General features: G+C 61.8%; 19 protein-coding genes and 1 tRNA gene. 16 read left to right on the top strand and 4 right to left on the bottom strand.

Annotation, left to right across the window (positions count from 1 at the left end; genetic code table 11):
- The first annotated feature begins 61 nt into the window (after positions 1 to 61).
- The 5 genes from bamA (at position 62) to H3Z74_RS09190 (ending at position 4720) form a co-directional block, all read left to right on the top strand.
- On the top strand, positions 62 to 2782 hold the full coding sequence (gene bamA, locus H3Z74_RS09210) for an outer membrane protein assembly factor BamA (RefSeq protein WP_390901754.1): 2721 nt from the start codon (positions 62 to 64) through the stop codon (positions 2780 to 2782).
- A gap of 5 nt (positions 2783 to 2787) precedes the next feature.
- Positions 2788 to 3462, top strand: coding sequence for an OmpH/Skp family outer membrane protein (locus H3Z74_RS09205; protein WP_229726992.1), 675 nt, complete (start codon positions 2788 to 2790; stop codon positions 3460 to 3462).
- Positions 3463 to 3512: 50 nt separating this feature from the next.
- On the top strand, positions 3513 to 3935 hold the full coding sequence (gene fabZ / locus H3Z74_RS09200; RefSeq protein WP_229727065.1) for a 3-hydroxyacyl-ACP dehydratase FabZ: 423 nt from the start codon (positions 3513 to 3515) through the stop codon (positions 3933 to 3935).
- Between the two features lie 139 nt (positions 3936 to 4074).
- On the top strand, positions 4075 to 4302 hold the full coding sequence (rpmE, locus tag H3Z74_RS09195; RefSeq protein ID WP_034159539.1) for a 50S ribosomal protein L31: 228 nt from the start codon (positions 4075 to 4077) through the stop codon (positions 4300 to 4302).
- Positions 4303 to 4426: 124 nt separating this feature from the next.
- On the top strand, positions 4427 to 4720 hold the full coding sequence (locus H3Z74_RS09190; protein ID WP_229726991.1) for a PilZ domain-containing protein: 294 nt from the start codon (positions 4427 to 4429) through the stop codon (positions 4718 to 4720).
- Between the two features lie 414 nt (positions 4721 to 5134).
- Here the strand turns inward: H3Z74_RS09190 and H3Z74_RS09185 are convergent, their stop codons facing one another.
- The gene (locus H3Z74_RS09185) at positions 5135 to 5470 is read right to left on the bottom strand and encodes a cupin domain-containing protein (protein ID WP_187763577.1); all 336 of its coding nucleotides are present in this window, start codon (positions 5468 to 5470) and stop codon (positions 5135 to 5137) included.
- 135 nt (positions 5471 to 5605) lie between these two features.
- Here H3Z74_RS09185 and H3Z74_RS09180 point away from each other — a divergent pair, with 135 nt between their 5' ends.
- Positions 5606 to 6148, top strand: a complete 543-nt coding sequence (locus H3Z74_RS09180; RefSeq protein ID WP_187763576.1) for a MarR family winged helix-turn-helix transcriptional regulator — start codon at positions 5606 to 5608, stop codon at positions 6146 to 6148.
- 38 nt (positions 6149 to 6186) lie between these two features.
- Here the strand turns inward: H3Z74_RS09180 and H3Z74_RS09175 are convergent, their stop codons facing one another.
- From H3Z74_RS09175 to H3Z74_RS09165, 3 genes are all read right to left on the bottom strand, one after another.
- The gene (locus tag H3Z74_RS09175) at positions 6187 to 6990 is read right to left on the bottom strand and encodes a class I SAM-dependent methyltransferase (protein ID WP_229726990.1); all 804 of its coding nucleotides are present in this window, start codon (positions 6988 to 6990) and stop codon (positions 6187 to 6189) included.
- Between the two features lie 94 nt (positions 6991 to 7084).
- Positions 7085 to 7474: a hypothetical protein gene (locus H3Z74_RS09170; protein ID WP_187763575.1), complete on the bottom strand. Its 390-nt coding sequence runs from the start codon at positions 7472 to 7474 to the stop codon at positions 7085 to 7087.
- Positions 7475 to 7500: 26 nt separating this feature from the next.
- Positions 7501 to 7590: transfer RNA gene (locus tag H3Z74_RS09165), tRNA-Ser, on the bottom strand.
- Between the two features lie 196 nt (positions 7591 to 7786).
- Between H3Z74_RS09165 and H3Z74_RS09160 the strand changes: the two genes are divergently transcribed.
- The 10 genes from H3Z74_RS09160 (at position 7787) to H3Z74_RS09115 (ending at position 17631) form a co-directional block, all read left to right on the top strand.
- Positions 7787 to 8815, top strand: a complete 1029-nt coding sequence (locus H3Z74_RS09160; RefSeq protein WP_187763574.1) for a lytic murein transglycosylase — start codon at positions 7787 to 7789, stop codon at positions 8813 to 8815.
- 190 nt (positions 8816 to 9005) lie between these two features.
- A complete protein-coding gene (locus tag H3Z74_RS09155) occupies positions 9006 to 9866 on the top strand; it encodes a septal ring lytic transglycosylase RlpA family protein (protein WP_187763573.1) in 861 nt (286 codons plus the stop codon).
- A 36-nt stretch (positions 9867 to 9902) separates the two neighbouring features.
- Positions 9903 to 11078 (top strand): D-alanyl-D-alanine carboxypeptidase family protein, encoded by a 1176-nt coding sequence (locus H3Z74_RS09150; RefSeq protein WP_187764245.1) that lies wholly within the window; start codon positions 9903 to 9905, stop codon positions 11076 to 11078.
- Positions 11075 to 11701: a dTMP kinase gene (tmk, locus tag H3Z74_RS09145; protein ID WP_187763572.1), complete on the top strand. Its 627-nt coding sequence runs from the start codon at positions 11075 to 11077 to the stop codon at positions 11699 to 11701. The genes H3Z74_RS09150 and tmk overlap by 4 nt, the downstream gene beginning before the upstream one ends.
- On the top strand, positions 11698 to 12690 hold the full coding sequence (locus H3Z74_RS09140) for a DNA polymerase III subunit delta' (protein WP_187763571.1): 993 nt from the start codon (positions 11698 to 11700) through the stop codon (positions 12688 to 12690). The genes tmk and H3Z74_RS09140 overlap by 4 nt, the downstream gene beginning before the upstream one ends.
- A 401-nt stretch (positions 12691 to 13091) precedes the next feature.
- A complete protein-coding gene (metG, locus tag H3Z74_RS09135) occupies positions 13092 to 14630 on the top strand; it encodes a methionine--tRNA ligase (RefSeq protein WP_187763570.1) in 1539 nt (512 codons plus the stop codon).
- Positions 14630 to 15406: a TatD family hydrolase gene (locus H3Z74_RS09130; protein WP_187763569.1), complete on the top strand. Its 777-nt coding sequence runs from the start codon at positions 14630 to 14632 to the stop codon at positions 15404 to 15406. The genes metG and H3Z74_RS09130 overlap by 1 nt, the downstream gene beginning before the upstream one ends.
- A gap of 10 nt (positions 15407 to 15416) precedes the next feature.
- Positions 15417 to 16193, top strand: a complete 777-nt coding sequence (locus tag H3Z74_RS09125; RefSeq protein ID WP_187763568.1) for an MBL fold metallo-hydrolase — start codon at positions 15417 to 15419, stop codon at positions 16191 to 16193.
- A complete protein-coding gene (locus tag H3Z74_RS09120) occupies positions 16190 to 16828 on the top strand; it encodes a retropepsin-like aspartic protease family protein (protein WP_187763567.1) in 639 nt (212 codons plus the stop codon). Before H3Z74_RS09125 ends, H3Z74_RS09120 begins: the two co-directional genes overlap by 4 nt.
- A 41-nt stretch (positions 16829 to 16869) precedes the next feature.
- Positions 16870 to 17631: a hypothetical protein gene (locus H3Z74_RS09115; RefSeq protein WP_187763566.1), complete on the top strand. Its 762-nt coding sequence runs from the start codon at positions 16870 to 16872 to the stop codon at positions 17629 to 17631.
- The last annotated feature ends 407 nt before the right edge of the window (positions 17632 to 18038 follow it).

Below are 18038 nucleotides of genomic sequence, written 5' to 3'. Positions count from 1 at the left end.
CAGGGCAGGCGAATTAAGCGGCCCGCGTAATTTTCTCCGGTTGGGGTGGACAGTGACAGCGATCAAGGTTTCGAAATTCGGCGCTAGCGCCACGGCGGCGTTGCTTGCGGGCACGATGCTGTCGGGCATCGCCGGCGCACAGACCGCGCCGGCTCCCGCCGCGCCCCGGGCTGCCGCGCCCCAGGCCGGTGCGCCTCAGGCCGCTGCACCGGAGACTCCGGTCCCTGTCGCGGCACCGGTGACGCGCGCGATCAAGTCGCTCCGCGTCGAGGGATCGCAGCGCATCGAGCCTGATACCGTGCTCTCCTATACCAAGTTGCGCGTCGGCCAGGCCTACACCAATGAGACGCTCGACCAGGCGCTGCGCGACCTGCTGGCGAGCGATTTCTTCGCCGATGTGTCGATCGCCGGCGTCGAGAGTGGTGACATCGTCATCCGCATCCGGGAGAACCCGGTGATCAATCGCATCGTGCTTGAGGGCAACAAGCGCCTCAAGTCCGACAAGATCACCAAGGAAATCAAACTCGCCCCGCGCCAGATTTTCACGCGGACCGCCGTGCGTCAGGATGTCGCGAGAATCGTCGAACTGTATCGCCGCCAGGGCCGCTTCGGCGCCTCGATCGAACCGAAGATGGTCGCGCTCGACCAGAATCGCGTCGATGTCGTGTTCGAAATCAGCGAAGGGCCGAAATCTAAGGTTCGCCAGATCAACATCATCGGCAACGAGGTGTTCGACGATGACAAGCTGCGTGAGCAGATGGCGACCAAGCAGGCGCGGTTGTTCCGGCTGCTCAGCTCGAACACGAGCTACGACCAGGATCGCATGGCGTATGACCAGCAGAAGATGCGCCAATTCTACCTGACGGAAGGCTATGCCGACTTCAAGGTGACCTCTGCCGTTGCCGAACTCAGCCCCGACAAGTCCGACTTCATCATCACCTATGTCGTGGAAGAGGGGCCGCGCTACAAGTTCGGCGACGTCACCGTCGATAGCTCGATCCGCGACTTCAACAACGAGGCGCTGGCCAAGGGTTTGGCGATCAAGAAGGGCGACTGGTACAACGCCAAGCTGGTCGAAAGCTCGGTCGACAGCCTGAGCGAGACGGCCGGCTTGTTCGGCTACGCCTTTACCGAAGTGAATCCGGAATTCCAGCGCGACCGTGAAACGCTCACCATGTCGCTGAACTTCAATATCGCCGAAGCGAAGCGGTCCTATGTCGAGCGCATCGACATCAACGGCAACACCAATACGCAGGACAAGGTGATCCGGCGCGAAATCCGGCTTTCGGAAGGCGACGCGTTCAACAGCTTCCAGGTCAAGCGTTCGCAGGACCGGATCAACTCGCTCGGCTTTTTCCAGGAAAAGTTCGAGATCAAGCAGACGCCCGGATCCGCCCCGGACCGGGTCGTCCTGACCGCCGATGTCGAGGAAAAATCGACCGGCGAATTGCAGCTTTCGGCCGGTTTCTCCAGCCTTGAAAGCTTCATCGTCCAGGCGTCGATCCGCCAGCGCAATTTCCGCGGCAAGGGACAGGAACTGCGCGCGAGCGTCAATTATTCCAGCTATTCCAAGTCGGTGGAGCTGGGCTTTACCGAGCCGTATCTGTTCGACAAGAATATCGCGATCGGCGGTGACATCTTCCGCCGCGATTACAACTCGTTCAACTATGTCGGTGACGATCGCAAAACGACCTACAGTCAGGTCTCGACTGGATTCCAGATCCGCGCGGGCATTCCGCTCACCGAATATTGGTCTGCATCGGCCCGTTACGGCCTGACGTTTGACGATGTGAGCCTCGATAGCCAGTATTTCACCGGCGGTCAGTGCGATGTGGTCAAGGCGGGCAGGTATCTCTGCGAAGCGATCGGCAACCGCGCGACCTCGTCGGTCGGCTATTCGTTGATCTTCGACAGCCTTAACAGCCGGTTGCGCCCAAGCCGCGGTCAACGATTGGTGCTGAGCCAGGATTTTGCCGGCCTTGGCGGTGACGTGCGCTATATCCGCACACGTTTCGACGCCGACAAATATTGGGGCCTCGGCGGCGGCTTCATCCTGTCGGCAAGCGTCGAGGGCGGTTACATCCATTCTCTTGAAGGTAGTCGCGGTCCGGGCATTGACAAGGTGCGCATCACGGATCGTTTCTATCTTGGTGAGCCGGAATTCCGTGGTTTCGACATTCGCGGCGTCGGGCCCCGCGTCCAGCGCATTCAGTACACGACGGTCGATGGCAAGCAGGTTCTGGACACCGACAAGAACAACATCATCGACGATGCGCTGGGTGGCCGGGCCTATTATTCCGGACGACTGGAACTGGAAATCCCGCTCAGCGCCGGCGCGCGCGAGCTTGGTCTGCGTCCGTCCATCTATCTCCAGACAGGCGCACTGTTCGGTATTACCAAGCCACGGCCGACGATCGAATTCGAGACGGTGAACGGCGTCGTCCAGCCCAAGGTCTCGCCGGTCCTCGATACGGCCGGCAATCCGCTGTATTACTTCACCCAGGCGGACGGCAATCAGGTCGTCACCAGCTGCCCGGCAGGCATTCCCGACGCATCCGGCACTTGCAATGGCGGCAGCGGAAACACGGCGCTGACCACGACACAGCTACCCTTCAAGGAGCAGTTCGTCGGCAATTCGGCCAAGCCGCGTTTGTCGATCGGTGCCGGTGTCAACTGGACCTCACCCTTTGGTCCGCTGCGTATCGACCTTGCATATGCGCTGCTCAAGGATAAGGGCGACGACACCAAACTCATTACTTTCAACGTAGGGACATCCTTCTAATGAATATGCACAAGAAGCTTCTGTTGGCCGCGGTGCTGGTAGCCCCCGGCGCAGTCATCGCCGCCACTCAGGCGCAGGCGCAGACCGTTGCGGTTGCCGACCCTGAAGCGGCGGTCGAGAATTCAAAGGTCTGGGCTGCGGCACAGGCAGAGATCGGCACGACCTACAAGACGCAGCTCGACCAGGCGAAGACGCGCGGCGATGCGATCGCGGCCGAACTGGCCCCGCTTTACAAGAAGTTCGATACCAATGGCGACAATCAGCTGAGCCAGGCTGAAATCGCCACCGCGCGGAGCACGCGTGCGTCGGAACTGGCGCAGATCGAAGCCAAGGAAAAGGCGGCGCAGGAAGAGCTGGGCCGCATGACCGCACAGCCATCGCGCGCGCGTGCCTATGCGATCGAGCAGATCACCGCCAAGGTGAACGAAGCCGTCACCAATGTCGTCAAGACGCGCAACATCTCGGTGCTGATCCGCCCGAACGCTGCGTTCTTCGCCAGCCCGGCCGCTGACATTACGCCGGCGATCACGACCGAGATCGATCGCCTTTTCCCCAAGGCGAGCATTACGCCGCCTGCCGGCTGGCAGCCCGGTCAGCAGGGCCAGCAGGCCGGTGCCGCCGCAACGCCCGCAGCGCCGGCGACCGGCGCGAAGCCCAAGAAGCAGCCCGAAAGCCGGTGACGGATACGGTGACCGCGGAAGCGCTTGGCCCGCTCGATATCGGGCGGGTCATGGCCGCGCTGCCGCATCGCTATCCGATGCTGCTGGTTGACCGCGTCGAGGAACTGATCCTCGACCGGTCGATCGCGGCGATCAAGGCGGTGACGATCAATGAAGGCTTTTTCCAGGGACATTTCCCCGGGCGGCCGATCATGCCCGGCGTACTGATCGTCGAGGCGATGGCGCAAGCAGCAGGCATCCTTGCGGTCGAATCACTTGGCCTCGCCGGTTCGGGCAAACTCGTCTATTTCATGGCGATAGAGGGCGCAAAGTTCAGAAAGCCGGTAGAGCCGGGAGTGCTGCTGCGGCTCGAAGTCGAATTCGTGCAAAAGCGTTCGAGCGTATGCAAGTTCGCCGGCCGTGCTACGATCGACGGACAACTTGCCGCCGAAGCGAATTTCACCGCGATGATCGCGGATCCTCCCAAATCCTGACGATACAGACGCGGCGTATCGCATCTTGCGTCAGAAACGCTGGCTCCCGGGCGGGGCTGCGCTTGTGTTTCACCAGCGCCTTCTGTAAGGCGCGCCTTCCTTCAGGCTGGTCGGAACCAGCCACTCTCGGAGATTTGACGTGAAGAAAGACATCCATCCCGATTATCACACCATCAAGGTGCAGATGACCGATGGCACCGTGTACGAGACCCGCTCCACCTGGGGCAAGGAAGGCGACACGATGACGCTCGAAATCGATCCGCTGGCGCATCCGGCATGGACTGGCGGTCGTGGCACGATGCTCGACACCGGCGGCCAGGTCGCGCGCTTCAACAAGCGCTTCGGTGGGCTCACCCTCAAGAAATAAGGCTGTCGCGCGCCGTCGTTAACGGCACGTTAGCCAAGCGAGCATAGGCTTCCCCAGGTTGTCGGCGGTCCGTCGTCCGCACGAAAGGGGAGCCATGTTCGCTGCCGAATACGAACCTGCTGTCATGAGCAACGGACTCCGGCGAACGCCGCGGGCGCCGGTGTCGCTCGATGCGCGGATCGGGCGGGGCGGACTCGATCGCACCTTGTGCAAGGTGAATGACCTGTCGGTGCACGGCGCCCGCATCCATAGCTATTCAGGATTGCGCAGGGGCGCGGTCATTTGGCTGACCTTGCCGCTGATTGGCCAGATCGCCGCCACGGTCATGTGGGCCGATGATTTCGAGGCCGGCTGCCAATTCCATCACCCGCTCGACGATGCAGTGTTCGAGACGCTGGCTGCGCTCAGTCCAAAATAGATTGAGCGGCGGTGGGAGGGCCATTATACGTATGCAAGCCGATGTACGGCCCTGCTTTCTTCACGAGATCGATTGGGGCCGGACGGGAACGCGGCGATGAATTTGTTATGCTCGATCCTCAACCACCGTCGCGACGCCGCACGGGTGTGGGATGACGGTCATAATTACCGCGCGCCGTGTCGCCGGTGCGGCCTTCCACTGATCAAGGCAACCCTCGGTGATTGGCGCCCGTTCGACGCGACCCGTGATTATCAAACCGATGGCGCTCCGCGCAAATCACGTCCCGACAGCCGCTAGGAATTGACGCCCGAATTGCTGCCATGACCGCCATATCCTTTGGGACGGCCATCGCTACCTCCTTGATCGTCTTCAAAAGCTGTTGGCTCGGCGCGGCGAATCCGGCCGCCTTTCGCTTCAGATAAATTCCTGTTCGATCGTGTCGCTGGCATGGATGCAGGTGATTTCCAGCCGTCCTGTCCCGACATTCTCGAAACGATGCGGAATACCGGCGGGTCCGACGAGTATGTCTCCCGGATAACCCCGGATTTTTTCATCACCCACGGTGAACTCGGCTTCGCCTGTCCTGACGATCCAGGTTTCCGAATAGGGGTGTACGTGCAAGCCAGGCCCCTGACCCGGTTCGTTATCGACCAGGAAAAACGATACCCCGCCGCCATAATTGCGGCCTTCGAAGCGCACCGTGCGGCTCTCGCCCGCCTGCGGCTCCCGATGACGAAGGACACTGTACATGGACGTCTCCTTTAAAACTATCTCGACGAGAAGATATATTCCGCAGAACTATCTTCCTGTCAAGATACCTTCCTTGATGGCGATTGATGCGCTATGCTTTGACCCCGGCGCAGCTCGCGCCCGAGGCGTGACCTGATGAATGAGCTTGAAGCAGGCGAGGGCGCTGCAGGCGGTGACCATATCGACCGGCTGCGTCGGCAATGGGCGCTCGAACTGCCTGACCTCGATACCGAGGCTATGGCGATCCTGGGCCGCGCCTATCGACTGTCGAATCTGGTGCGTGCGAGTATTGAGGCGACATTTGCGAACTTTAACCTAGACCGTGGGGAGTTCGATGTGATCGCGACCTTGCGGCGCTCAGGGCCGCCTTACCGGCTGACCCCGACCGAACTCTACACCTTGCTGATGGTCTCGTCGGGTGGCCTCACCCACAGGCTTGATCGGCTGGAGAAAGCGGGGCTGATTCAGCGCGAAAAAGCGCCGCGCGACGGCCGTAGCGTGTTGGTGGCGCTAACCCAGGCAGGCATTGAGCTCGCCGAGCAGGCCTTCCGCACGGACATGGCGAATGAATCCTCTTTCCTGCACGCTCTGGACGCAAAGGAGCGTGAGGTGCTCGCGGTCTTGTTACGAAAGCTGATTGTCGGAATTGAAGGCAAGGCGCTCCCCGCAGCAGGCTGAGCTTGCGGGCAGAAGTCATGCAACCCTGGTGGTTCATATCACTTTCTGCGAGCCACGATGTAAGGTCGGTGGTCATTGCCCTTTGTCGCGTGGCTTTCAGTAGCAAGAATGTCGAAGCCTGCAGCGCTTATGTGCTGGCTGAGCTCCGCTGCTCGAAACACACCCGCATAAGGTGCTTTGCCGACCGCGCGCATCGCGGGAAGGGCAATCCGGATAAGCGGATTCATATCCCCGACACAGGGCGTCTTTGAGATGAACAAGCCATCCGCCGCAAGCAAGGCATGGATGCGGTGCAGCGTGCCGGGCAGGTCGCGGACCAGATGGAGATAGTTGAATCCCAGAACGGCATGGAACGGTCCGGCGTCCGAGGTAAGCGCTTCTGCGGTCGCGGTGCGGAAGACAAGCGCCGGGGCAGGGTCGGCAGCGTGCTTGTCCATGGCAATCGCGATCATTCCAGTGGAAATATCGGTCGCAAGATAATTTTGAACATGGGCGGCGAGTTGAAGTGCCGTCGTGCCTGTTCCGCAGCCCAGTTCCAACACGCTGTCACCCGACCCCAACAGGGCGCGGGTCCGGTTGAGCGTGCGTTCATATCCGGCCTGGTCGCCAATCGTCCCCATGGCGTATTTTGGGGAGACCCGGTCCCAGAAACGGGCGTCACTCGCGCTGCTCATGGCTGTTCCTCGCAAACATCTTCGCTGAGGATAATCGGGCTGCATGAACGGGGTCTTGCCTGGCTTCGGTGTCGTCCATTTCGGCAGGAAGATCATAGTGGCGCAAATTTCGAACAGCGGACTGTAGGGTAAGACCTTGGCCGGCGGCGGATAGGATCGGTTTTTCATGCGCGTCGATATCGTTGCGCGGCTGGCGGTCAGCAGGCGTTTAATTCTTAAGTCGTTTAGCCATTACAATCCGCGTCCCAAATGGGTGGCGGAGCTATACCGCCCAAATAAAGCGGATCAACGACATGGTAAAAGCGAAAGCAAAAGCATAGCCAAATCGATCCAATTTGACCAAATTCTGCCCCCTCTTGTCCCTCAATTTTCCAATCAGCATCATAACTCCGCCGATAAGGATCGGAGTTATAAAGAGATTGGGTATTCGGAAATTAGGATTTCGGATAGCTGATGTCGGGAAAATCCACAGGCTGATGCCGCCGGCGATTGCGCCCAACAGGATAAATCCAATCGTAGAGAGCGCCGGATGCCTTGGCTTCCTGACCGTGTCTGCAAGGCTGTGAAGGCCTAGTTCGACCAATAGCTCGAAAAATATTTGAAGTAAGATTTCCCCAAAAAACTGAAGGATCACCTCAAATATGAACTCCATGGCCTCGCCACCTCAGCGTTGGACAATGGCGGAAGAGGTGGGATTCGAACCCACGGAGAGCTTGCACCCTCGCTGGTTTTCAAGACCAGTTCCTTAAACCACTCGGACACTCTTCCACACCGATGCAGCGGCCACTCGGCTATCTCACCCGCGCGTTGTGGCGCTTAATGCGCCGACGTGGCGGAGCGCAAGCCCGGAATGCCGGCACTGAACGATGCGGTCGCGGCGCTTTGTGCCCCGGGCGCGACCATCGGGGTTTGTCTCGCGGTGCTGCTGTGGCAAGGTCGGTCGGTATTTGGGAATTTGATCAGAATGAAGCAGTGGTTCGGGGCGGTGCTCGCCGCCTGTGTATGCGTGATGACAAGCGGATCGGCTCATGCCCAGGATGAGGCCGGTTTCCAGGAGTATCTCGTCACGCTCAGGGCACAGGCGCAGGCACAGGGGGTGAGCCGTGCGACGCTCGATGCGGTCATGCCGACGCTGACGCTCAACACCCGGGTGATCGAACTCGACCGGGCGCAGCCCGGGGCCAGCCCCACCACGTCCGGCATCCTCAATTTCGCGCCCTACAAGGCGCGCCATGTCGATGCCTCGCGGATCAATCGCGGGCGCACCGCCTATCAGGCGCAGCGTTTCCGGCTGCAGCGGATCGAGCGCGAGCTTGGCGTGCCCGAATCGATCATGGTCGCGATCTGGGGACATGAGACCAATTACGGCAGCGTGATGGGTAATTTCGACCTGCCGCGTGCACTTGCGACGCTTGCCTTTGAAGGACGCCGCCGCGAGCTGTTCTCAGCCGAGTTCATCGCAACGCTGCAGATGATGGATCGCGGCCTGCCGCGCGGCCGGTTGCTGGGCAGCTGGGCGGGAGCGACAGGCGGACCACAATTCCTGCCGTCAATCTATCTGCGCCTCGCCAAGGACGGCGATGGCGATGGTCTGCCCGATATCTGGACCAGCGATGCCGATACGCTCGCTTCGATCGGCAATTATTTCGCCAATGCCGGCTGGCGCGCCGGCCAGCCCTGGGGATTTGCGGTCAACGTACCCGCGGGGTTTGATCGCAGCTCGATCACCAACCGCACCTTGTCGCCCCGCTGCCCCAGGGTATTCGAGCGGCACAGCGCGTGGAAGACGATGGCCGAGTGGCGCGCGCTTGGCGTTGCACCGCAAACCCGGACCTTGCCGGGCGACCGCGTGCTGGCGACATTGCTCGAACCCGATGGTCCGGGAAAAACCGCTTATCTGCTAACCGGAAATTATCGGGTTATCCTCGATTATAATTGCTCGAATTTTTACGCTCTTTCGGTCGGGTTGCTCGCGGATGCAGTTGAACAATAGATTTGCCATTGGTTTCACGGTCTTGCTCGCAGCGTGCGGCGGGGGCGGGGGACATGCGGCGACGCCGCAGCAGCAATCCAATGGTTCGAATGACGGGGCCGCTCGTGGCGCCCGTTACGCACCGCCGCCGCCGTCCAATCGCGTGGAACCGTCGCAACAGGCGCGCCCTTCCGAGCCGCTGCCGGCAGATATGCCGTCCGGTCCGGGGCCACGCGGCACCTCGGGCGAGCAGCAGCGCTATGACGAAGTCGGCTTTGCGAGCTGGTATGGCGAGGAAGTGGGCGGCGGTCGCACTGCATCTGGCGAGCCGTTCAATCCCGACGCCATCACCGCGGCGCATAACAGCCTGCCGCTCGGATCGTTCGTCGAGGTTACGGCGCTGGATAGCGGGCGCACGATCGTCGTGCTGGTCAATGACCGCGGCCCGGGTGCCGGCGATCGGCTGATCGACCTGTCGCGTGGTGCCGCACAGTCGCTTGGCCTCAATGGCCTTGCACCGGTGCGCGTACGCCTGGTCAACCCGCCACTCCCCGAACAGATCGCGCTGCGTCAGGGGCGGGCGGCGTCACAGCGCATCGATGCACCGCCGACGCTGCTCACCGCATTGCGCCGCAAGCTGCCGGCGCGCGCGGCGGCAACTCCGCCACAGCCGGTACGGGGACGGCCTGTGCCGGCGAACCGTGCATCGGCAAATCCCTTAGCGGCAAACCCTGTACCGGTACGGGGGGCAGCGGTTCGCGCTGCGCCGGGCGCATCCTATGCGCCACCGGGCGAGGTGCGCCAGCGCCCGGCGCCACCGCCCGAACAACCGCGCCAGCGGCCAGTGGCGGCGCCACGCGGCGGGCCGGGCCTCTATGTCCAGGTCGCAGCCCTGTCGAACGCCGGTCGGGCCAAGGCATTGGCCACGCAGCTTGGCGGGCGGGTCGAAATGGCCGGATCGATCTTCCGCGTGCAGATCGGGCCGTTTGCAAACAACGCTTTGGCGCAACGGGCGCGTGACGATGTGGCGAGACGTGGTTATGGAGATGCGAGGATCGTGAAAACGAACTGAGTCATCCCCTAGCGTTACGGACTGCCCATGAAGAACATGCCGATCAAGAAGCTCGCCGCCGCCTCCGTCATCGCCCTTGTCCTGGCCAATCCGAGCATGGCCGCCGCGCCTGTGTTCGAGACGCCGGCGCCGGTCGCCTATCTGACTGACCTGTCGTCGGGCGCCGTCCTTTATTCGAAGGATCCGGACCGGCGCATGCCGCCCGCGTCGATGGCGAAGATGATGACGGTCTATGTCGCGTTCGACATGCTGAAGAAGGGCGAGATCAAGCTCGACCAGCAGTTCGACGTCCGGCCCGAGACGTGGAAGCAGTGGCATGGCCCGGCTGCGGGATCGACGATGTTCCTGTCGACCGGTGAGAAGGTCAGCGTCGAGAATCTCCTGAAGGGCATCGTGACGCTCTCCGGCAACGATGCCTGTGTCGTGCTGGCCGAGGGCATTTCCGGCACCGAAGCGGCATTTACCGAGCGGATGAACCAGGCGGCCAAGCGGCTCGGCCTGACCAACAGCCATTTCGGCACGTCGAACGGCTGGCCCGACAATGGCGTGACCTATGTCACTGCGCGCGACCTCGCGAAGCTGGCGGCGGCGACGATCAAGGACCATCCGGATTATTACAAGAAGTTCTATTCGCTGCCGAATTTCACCTGGGGCAAGACGCTGGGCGCCGGTGCCGACATCACGCAGGCGAATCGCGACCCATTGCTTGGCCGCGTTGCCGGGGCGGACGGGCTGAAGACCGGCCATACCGATGAGGCCGGCTATGGTTTCACCGGCTCCGCGCAGCAGAATGGCCGCCGCCTGATCATGGTCATGGCCGGGCTGACCAGTTCGAACCAGCGGATCGAGGAATCGGTCAAGTTCATGAACTGGGGCTTCCGCGCCTGGCAGGCCAAGCCGATCGTCGCCAAGGGCCGCAAGGTCGAGACCGCAGAGGTCCAGCTTGGCACTGCGAGCAGTGTCGGCTTGGTTGCGCCATCCGACCTGACCGCGACTCTGCCCGCGGGCGCCGCGCCCGACATTCAGTTGCGCGTCGTTTATAACGGCCCGATCAAGGCTCCGATCAAGGCGGGCCAGCATATCGCCGACCTGGTCGTGACGACCCCCGACATGCCGGCACAGAGCCTGCCGCTGGTGGCCGACAAGGATGTCGATGAGGCGGGCTTTTTCGGCCGTGCCTGGGCTGGCCTGATGGGCCTGTTCGGCGGGTGAGGGGACGCTTCATCTCGCTCGAAGGCGGCGAGGGGGCGGGTAAATCGACTCAGGTCCGGCGCCTCGCCGAGGCGCTGGGCGCGCGCGGGATCGAGACACTGGTCACGCGTGAGCCGGGCGGCAGCGAAGGTGCCGAAGCGATTCGCGGCTTGCTGATGCAGGGTTCGGTGACGCGCTGGAGCCCGCACAGCGAAGCCTTGCTGTTCGCAGCGGCGCGCGCGGACCATGTCGAAAAGCAGATCCAGCCTGCGCTTGGTGCCGGGACCTGGGTGATTTGCGACCGGTTCATAGACAGCAGCCGGGCCTATCAGGGCGTTGCTGGCGGAATCGACGATGCGGCAGTGCTCGCGCTGCACGGCTTCGGATCGCGCGGCCTGCTGCCAGACCGCACCTTCATCCTCGAAGTCTCGCTCGACCAAGGCCGCGCACGGGCGGATGACCGCGATGGCGCCGCAGCGGACCGGTTCGCTGCACGTGGCGACGATTTTCATGCCCAGGTCGCGTCCGCGTTTCGGGGATATGCCGAGCATGAGCCCGACCGGATACGCCTGATCGATGCATCGGGATCGCCCGAGACGGTAACCGAGGCTTTGCTCGCCGGCCTGGTCGATCTGCTGCCATGACCCTGCCGATCGGCAATGACGCCGCACATGCCGCCTTTGCCTCGGCGATGACGGGCGGGACATTGCACCATGCCTGGCTGTTCGCGGGCCCCGAAGGCGTGGGTAAGGCGACTTTCGCGCGGATTGCTGCGCTGCGCCTGCTGGCCGAAGGCGCAAACCCCGGTTCGTTGCCGCCCGGCTATGACGTGCCGGGCACGGATCGCACGCGCTCGCTGATCGCTGCCGGATCGCATCCCGATTATCGCGAACTGACGCGCCAGCCCAAGGATGCCGACAAGCCGGGGCAGGATCTCGCGCGGAGCATTCCGATCGCGCAGGTCCGTGCATTGGGACCGATGTTCGCGACCACGCCATCCATGTCGTCGCGTCGTATCGTCCTGATCGATGCGATCGACGAGGTGGAGCGACCCGGTGCCTCGAACGCCTTGCTCAAGAGCCTGGAGGAGCCGCCGGCCGGCACGATCTTCCTGCTGATCAGCCATGCGCCCGGCCGGTTGCTGCCGACGATCCGCTCGCGCTGTCGCCTGCTGCGCTTCGATCCGCTCGACGATGCGGCAATGGAGCGTGTGCTGCGCGCGCAATTGCCGGATGCCAATGCCACCGAAATCGCGGCGCTGGTGACGGCGGGGCAGGGCTCGCCCGGCCGCGCGCTCGGCTTTGCCGGGCTCGATATGGCGGCGCTCGACAAGGCGATGACCGGTATCGCCAGGGATGGCGACCCGAGCAATACGCAGCGCGCCAAGCTGGCCAAGCTTTTGTCGCCCAAGGCGGCGCAACCACGGTACGAGGCGTTTCTCGACCGCGCGCCTGCCTTCATCGCCGCCGCTGCACCGGCGAAGCATGGCGCTGCGCTGCAGACCGCCCTGAACAGTTATGACGCCGCGCGCGCATTGTCCGCCAGTGCACGCAGCCTGTCGCTCGATGCGCAGGCGACGGTGTTCGAGATGGCCGGTCTTGTCGCGACTCTGGCCGAGCCGGCCCGGTCGTGAAGGCGAAAGCTCGCTGTTCCTGGCTGTTAATCGCGCGATATTGTTTTCCTGGCTGTTAAGTTGGATATCTACTGAGGATTTCCTGTTTAATTTCATGATCTTGCAGGGCGCTGGCTGTTATCGAATAACAGCCAGTTATCAGCCAGTTATCAGCCAGCATAACAGCCAGGTAACAGCCAGCTAACAGCCAGCTAACAGCCAGCTAACAGCCAGTGTTGATGGCTGTTTCTGCGATAACAGCCAGCCATGGCTGTGATCCCGGATCGACGATGAGAAAGAGCTGCTGTGCCCGCCATTGCGCGCGAGAGCATCTCCTGCCTCAGTTCAGGCCGACATTGAATCGTGCGCAAACGATTGTGTCGGTGGTTCTAATCACCGGAAAACCGCGCTAGGAGGCGCGCATGGGCGACCCTTATTATATCACCACCGCGATCAGCTATCCCAATGGACGCCCGCATATCGGCCACGCTTACGAAGTGATCGCGACCGACGCGATCGCGCGCTATCATCGCCAGGCTGGGCGGGATGTGCGGTTCCAGACCGGGACCGACGAACATGGCCTGAAAATGGTTCAGACGGCACGCGACCGGGGCGTGGAAACGCGCGCGCTCGCCGATGAAATGTCATCCTATTTCAAGGAGATGAATCAGAAACTGAACATCTCCTATGATCGTTTCATCCGCACGGTCGAGCCCGAGCATCATGCCGCCAGCGCAGCGATCTGGCAGGCGATGGCCGATGCCGGGGACCTGTATCTCGATCGCTACGAGGGCTGGTACTCGGTCCGCGACGAGGCGTTCTATGACGAGAAGGAACTGGTCGACGGGGAAGGGGGCAAGCTTTCCCCGCAGGGGACGCCGGTCGAATGGACCGCGGAGGAGACCTGGTTCTTCCGCCTGTCGAAATATCAGCAGCCATTGCTCGACCTCTATAACGCACAGCCCGACTTCATCCTGCCCGAGACGCGGCGCAATGAAGTGATGCGCTTCGTCGAGGGCGGCCTGTCCGACCTGTCGGTGTCGCGCACCAGCTTCGATTGGGGCGTGAAGGTGCCGGGCAGCCCGGGGCATGTGATGTATGTCTGGGTCGATGCGCTGACCAATTACCTGACTGGCGCCGGCTATCCCGACAATGCCGCTGATTTCGCGCGCTACTGGCCGGCCGATCTGCATGTGATCGGCAAGGATATCGTGCGATTCCATGCCGTTTACTGGCCAGCCTTCCTGATGTCTGCGAAGCTGGCGCTGCCGCGGCGGGTGTTCGGGCATGGTTTCCTGCTCAACCGCGGCGAGAAGATGTCGAAGTCGGTCGGCAACGTCACGGACCCGATCGAGCTGGTCGAACGGTTCGGGGTCGATGCGCTGCGCTATTTCCTGCTGCGCGAAGTGAGCTTCGGCCAGGACGGCAGCTATTCGGAAGAGGCGATCGTTACGCGCTGCAATGCCGATCTCGCCAATAATGTCGGCAATCTCGCGCAGCGCTGCCTGTCGATCGTCGCCAAGAATTGCGATGGCAAGGTACCGCCGGCGGGGCCGCCGACGGAGACCGAAGAGGCCCTGCTGGCCAGCGTTGCGGCGGCCGAAGCCGGTTTGCATGCGGCGATGGGTGAACTCGCGCTGCATAATGCACTGGAGGCGGTGTGGTCGGCGGCGCGTGACGCCAACCAGTATTTCGCCGATGCCGCGCCGTGGAGCGTGCGCAAGACCGATCCGGCACGGGCCGATACCATCCTGCACTTCACGATCGAGGCGATCCGCCGCATCGCGATCATGGCACGCTGGGCAATCCCTGACGGTGCGGACCGGTTGCTCGACCTGCTCGGACAGAATGCCGATGCGCGTGACTTTACCGCACTGAACCGGCCGGTCGCGTCTGGCACGATCTTGCCTGCGCCGAGCGGCGTGTTCCCGCGGCTGGAACTGGCGGCGGAGCCGGGTTGATGCTTGCCGACAGCCATTGCCACCTGAATTACAAGGGGCTCGCCGAGGATCAGGCGGGCGTGCTCGAGCGTGCCCGCGCGCGGGGCGTGACAGCCATGCTCAACATCGCGACGCGCGAGAGTGAGTGGGACGATGTGCTGGCCACTGCCGAGCGCGAGGCCGATGTCTGGGCGACGGTCGGAATTCATCCGCATGAGGCCGACCAGCATGCGCATATCGACACCGCCAAGCTGGTCGATCGCGCGCGGCATCCGCGCGTCGTCGGCATCGGCGAAAGCGGGCTCGACTATTATTACGACCATAGCGACCGCGAGCGGCAGCAGATCAGCTTTCGCGCACATATCGCTGCGGCACGCGAGACCGGATTGCCGATCGTCGTGCATACGCGTGACGCCGAGGAGGATACCGCTGCGATCCTGCGCGACGAGCTGGGGAAGGGGGCCTATCCCGGCGTCATCCATTGCTTCACTGCCAGCGGTGCTTTTGCCGATATCGCGCTCGATCTGGGCTTCATGATCTCGATTTCGGGGATCGTGACGTTCAAGAACGCGAAGGACCTGCAGGAAACCGCTGCACGCCTGCCGCTCGACCGGCTGCTGATCGAAACCGACGCGCCGTTCCTGGCGCCGGTACCGCATCGTGGCAGGACCGGAGAGCCGGCATTCGTCGCGGACACCGCGCAATTCCTGGCCAATTTGCGTGGCGAGACGGTCGAACAGCTGACCGAGGCGACGGCGCGCAACTTCCATCGGTTGTTTGCCAAGACCGTCGCGTGAAAGCGGGCCGGTGAAGATCCGGATCCTCGGATCGGGCACCTCCTCGGGCGTGCCGCGGATCGGCCCCGATCACGGCGGGGACTGGGGCGAGTGCGATCCGACGGAGTCACGCAACCGCCGGACCCGCGCATCGGCGATCGTCGAGACCGACACGACCCGGATCCTGATCGACACCAGTCCGGACATGCGCGAGCAATTGCTCAGCGCCAATGTCTCGGATGTCGATGCGGTGATCTGGACGCACGATCATGCCGATCATTGCCATGGCATCGACGATCTGCGGCAACTCTATCATGCGCGCGGCCGGCCGGTGCGCGGGCTGGCGCGACCGGCGACGCTTGCCGCGCTGAGCGAGCGTTTCGCTTATGCCTTTAGCGGCCGTGACGGGTATCCGCCCACGATCCATGGCGAAATCCTGCCCGACAGGATCGAGATTGGCGACATTGCGATCCGTGTGGTCGATCAGCCGCACGGCAATATCAGTTCGGCGGGACTGCGCTTCGACCATGATGGCCGATCGATCGGCTATGCCACCGATTTCAATATCTTAAGACCTGATATGCGATCATTATATCAGGATCTGGATATCTGGGCGGTGGATGCACTGCGGCGTTTTCCGCATCCGACACATCCCGAATTGTCAGCGGTGCTGGGGTGGATCGAGGAACTGCGTCCGGCCAGATCGGCGCTGATCCATATGGACCATTCGATGGATTATGCCAGTTTGCTGAGCGAATTGCCGGCCGGAGTCGAGCCGGGCTATGACGGGCTGGAGCTGAGCACATGACCGATGGCCAATCTGCCGGCGTGATCTTCTCAGTGCTGTGCCTGGTGCTGGCGGTCGGTTCGCTGGCCGGGCGGCGTATTCCGCTGAGTTTTGCGGTCAAATCGGCGCTGGCCTGGGCTGCGATCATCGGCATCATCTATCTCGGCGTGATCCATCGCTCGGCAATTGTCGGCAGTTTCAATGACTTCGAGCATTGGGCAAGCATCGGAAAGCAGCAGACCGACGGCAAGACGATCCGTATCGCGCAGAGCGATGACGGGCATTATTATGCGCGCGCGACGATCAACGGCGTCACGCGGTCGATGATGATCGACAGCGGCGCGACCACCGTTTCGCTGTCGGAAGCAACCGCCAACGCCGTGGGCGTCAAATTCGACAAGAATAGCGAACCGGTCCAGCTCCAGACCGCCAACGGCATGGTCGATGCGTGGCGCGCAACCATCAAGCAGCTAGATATCGACGGATTGCATGCGCGCGATATCAAGGCGGTGGTATCGGCCAAATTCGGCGATGTGGATGTGATCGGAATGAATTTCCTGTCGCGGCTGCGTTCATGGCGGGTGGAGAACGGTACGCTGGTGCTTGAACCGACGGAGAGCGGAAATGAGCCGAATGCCGATACTGATTTAACATAATGTGTATTATCGGACTTAGGTAGAATGGTGCCCGGTTCGAAATGCCCTCTCAGCAGGATGACCGGGCTTCAAAGGAATATCCCGTCCCCGGCAATGCGGCGTTGCTTTTGCGCAGAGCAATGGAGTTTATCAGAAACGTCAGAATGACTCGATCTCGACAACTTGTGAAAGTTGGTGGCTGTGAGCCGGATTTGATGAGAAATTTTGTTCACTTGGTTCTTGGCGTCATGGCCCTTGCATCTGCAAGTCAGTCGCGCGCGGCCGAAGGATGCGGCATGTATCCCGAAGCGGTGTACGAGACTGTGATAGCCTCAGGATGGTCTGACTGTGATTTGAAAGACGCAGGTGAACCAACGTTGTGGCAGAAGATTCCGAACGAGCTGAAGCAGGTTACGCGGTTCGTATTCACTGAAGGCCATGGCTCGTTCTTCCGGTTCGTCACGATCACGGAGAAGCTGGATGGTACCGGAGAGATGAAGATAGGCGGTGCGGATCACGATAAGCGCGATCATGCCACCCGCCCCCCTCATCGTTCCCGGCAGCTTTCCCGGGAACAGATTTCCAGACTGAATGCTCTGGGAGCGCAATCCGACCCATGGAAATTTGACGTCGGATCCTGGGATGGCGATGAAATCTATATGCACTGCCAATTGCTCGAAATGGAGCGGGCGAATGCCGACGGCTACAGATATTCGTCAGTCAGCATAGGGTGCAGCCATCCTACTAAGTTGATGCCTTTAGTGGATGAGATCGTTCGTCTGGCTGGATTGGAAACCATCAATGGAGGGCGGCTCTACCGCTGAAGCAAGAAGCCTGCCTGGGACACCTTCCCTTTTCGCCACATATGTCGAGCGGCGATCGCAGTTGCAGGCGCAGTTTGCGCAACAGCCGGGCGAGTTCGTTGCGTTCAATTTCGCTGAGACCCGAGACGGCCTGTTCGGCTTGTTCGAGTAACTCAACCCGGCCGTGCGTAAGCTTTTTCCGGCATCGTTTTCAAACAGATGCCCCAGATGCACGACGCGACCGACGACTGCCATTGCCGAGACATCAAGTTCGGAACGCTCACGTTGCCATGCAATCCTGGTCCATCGGGGAAGTCATGACGGCACCTTTTATCAGCTTCGCGAAGATCCAGTCGCAAAACAGGCTATCTAGGACTTTCTGAAAACAGGAAAAATGACCGGCCTTCCAGTCGCGATTTGCACCCCCG

The sequence above is a fragment of the Sphingomonas alpina genome (genome assembly GCF_014490665.1).
Classification (GTDB): domain Bacteria; phylum Pseudomonadota; class Alphaproteobacteria; order Sphingomonadales; family Sphingomonadaceae; genus Sphingomonas; species Sphingomonas alpina.
The sequence above is the reverse complement of the archived record's forward strand: the minus strand, read 5'-3'. Positions and strand labels throughout refer to the sequence as shown.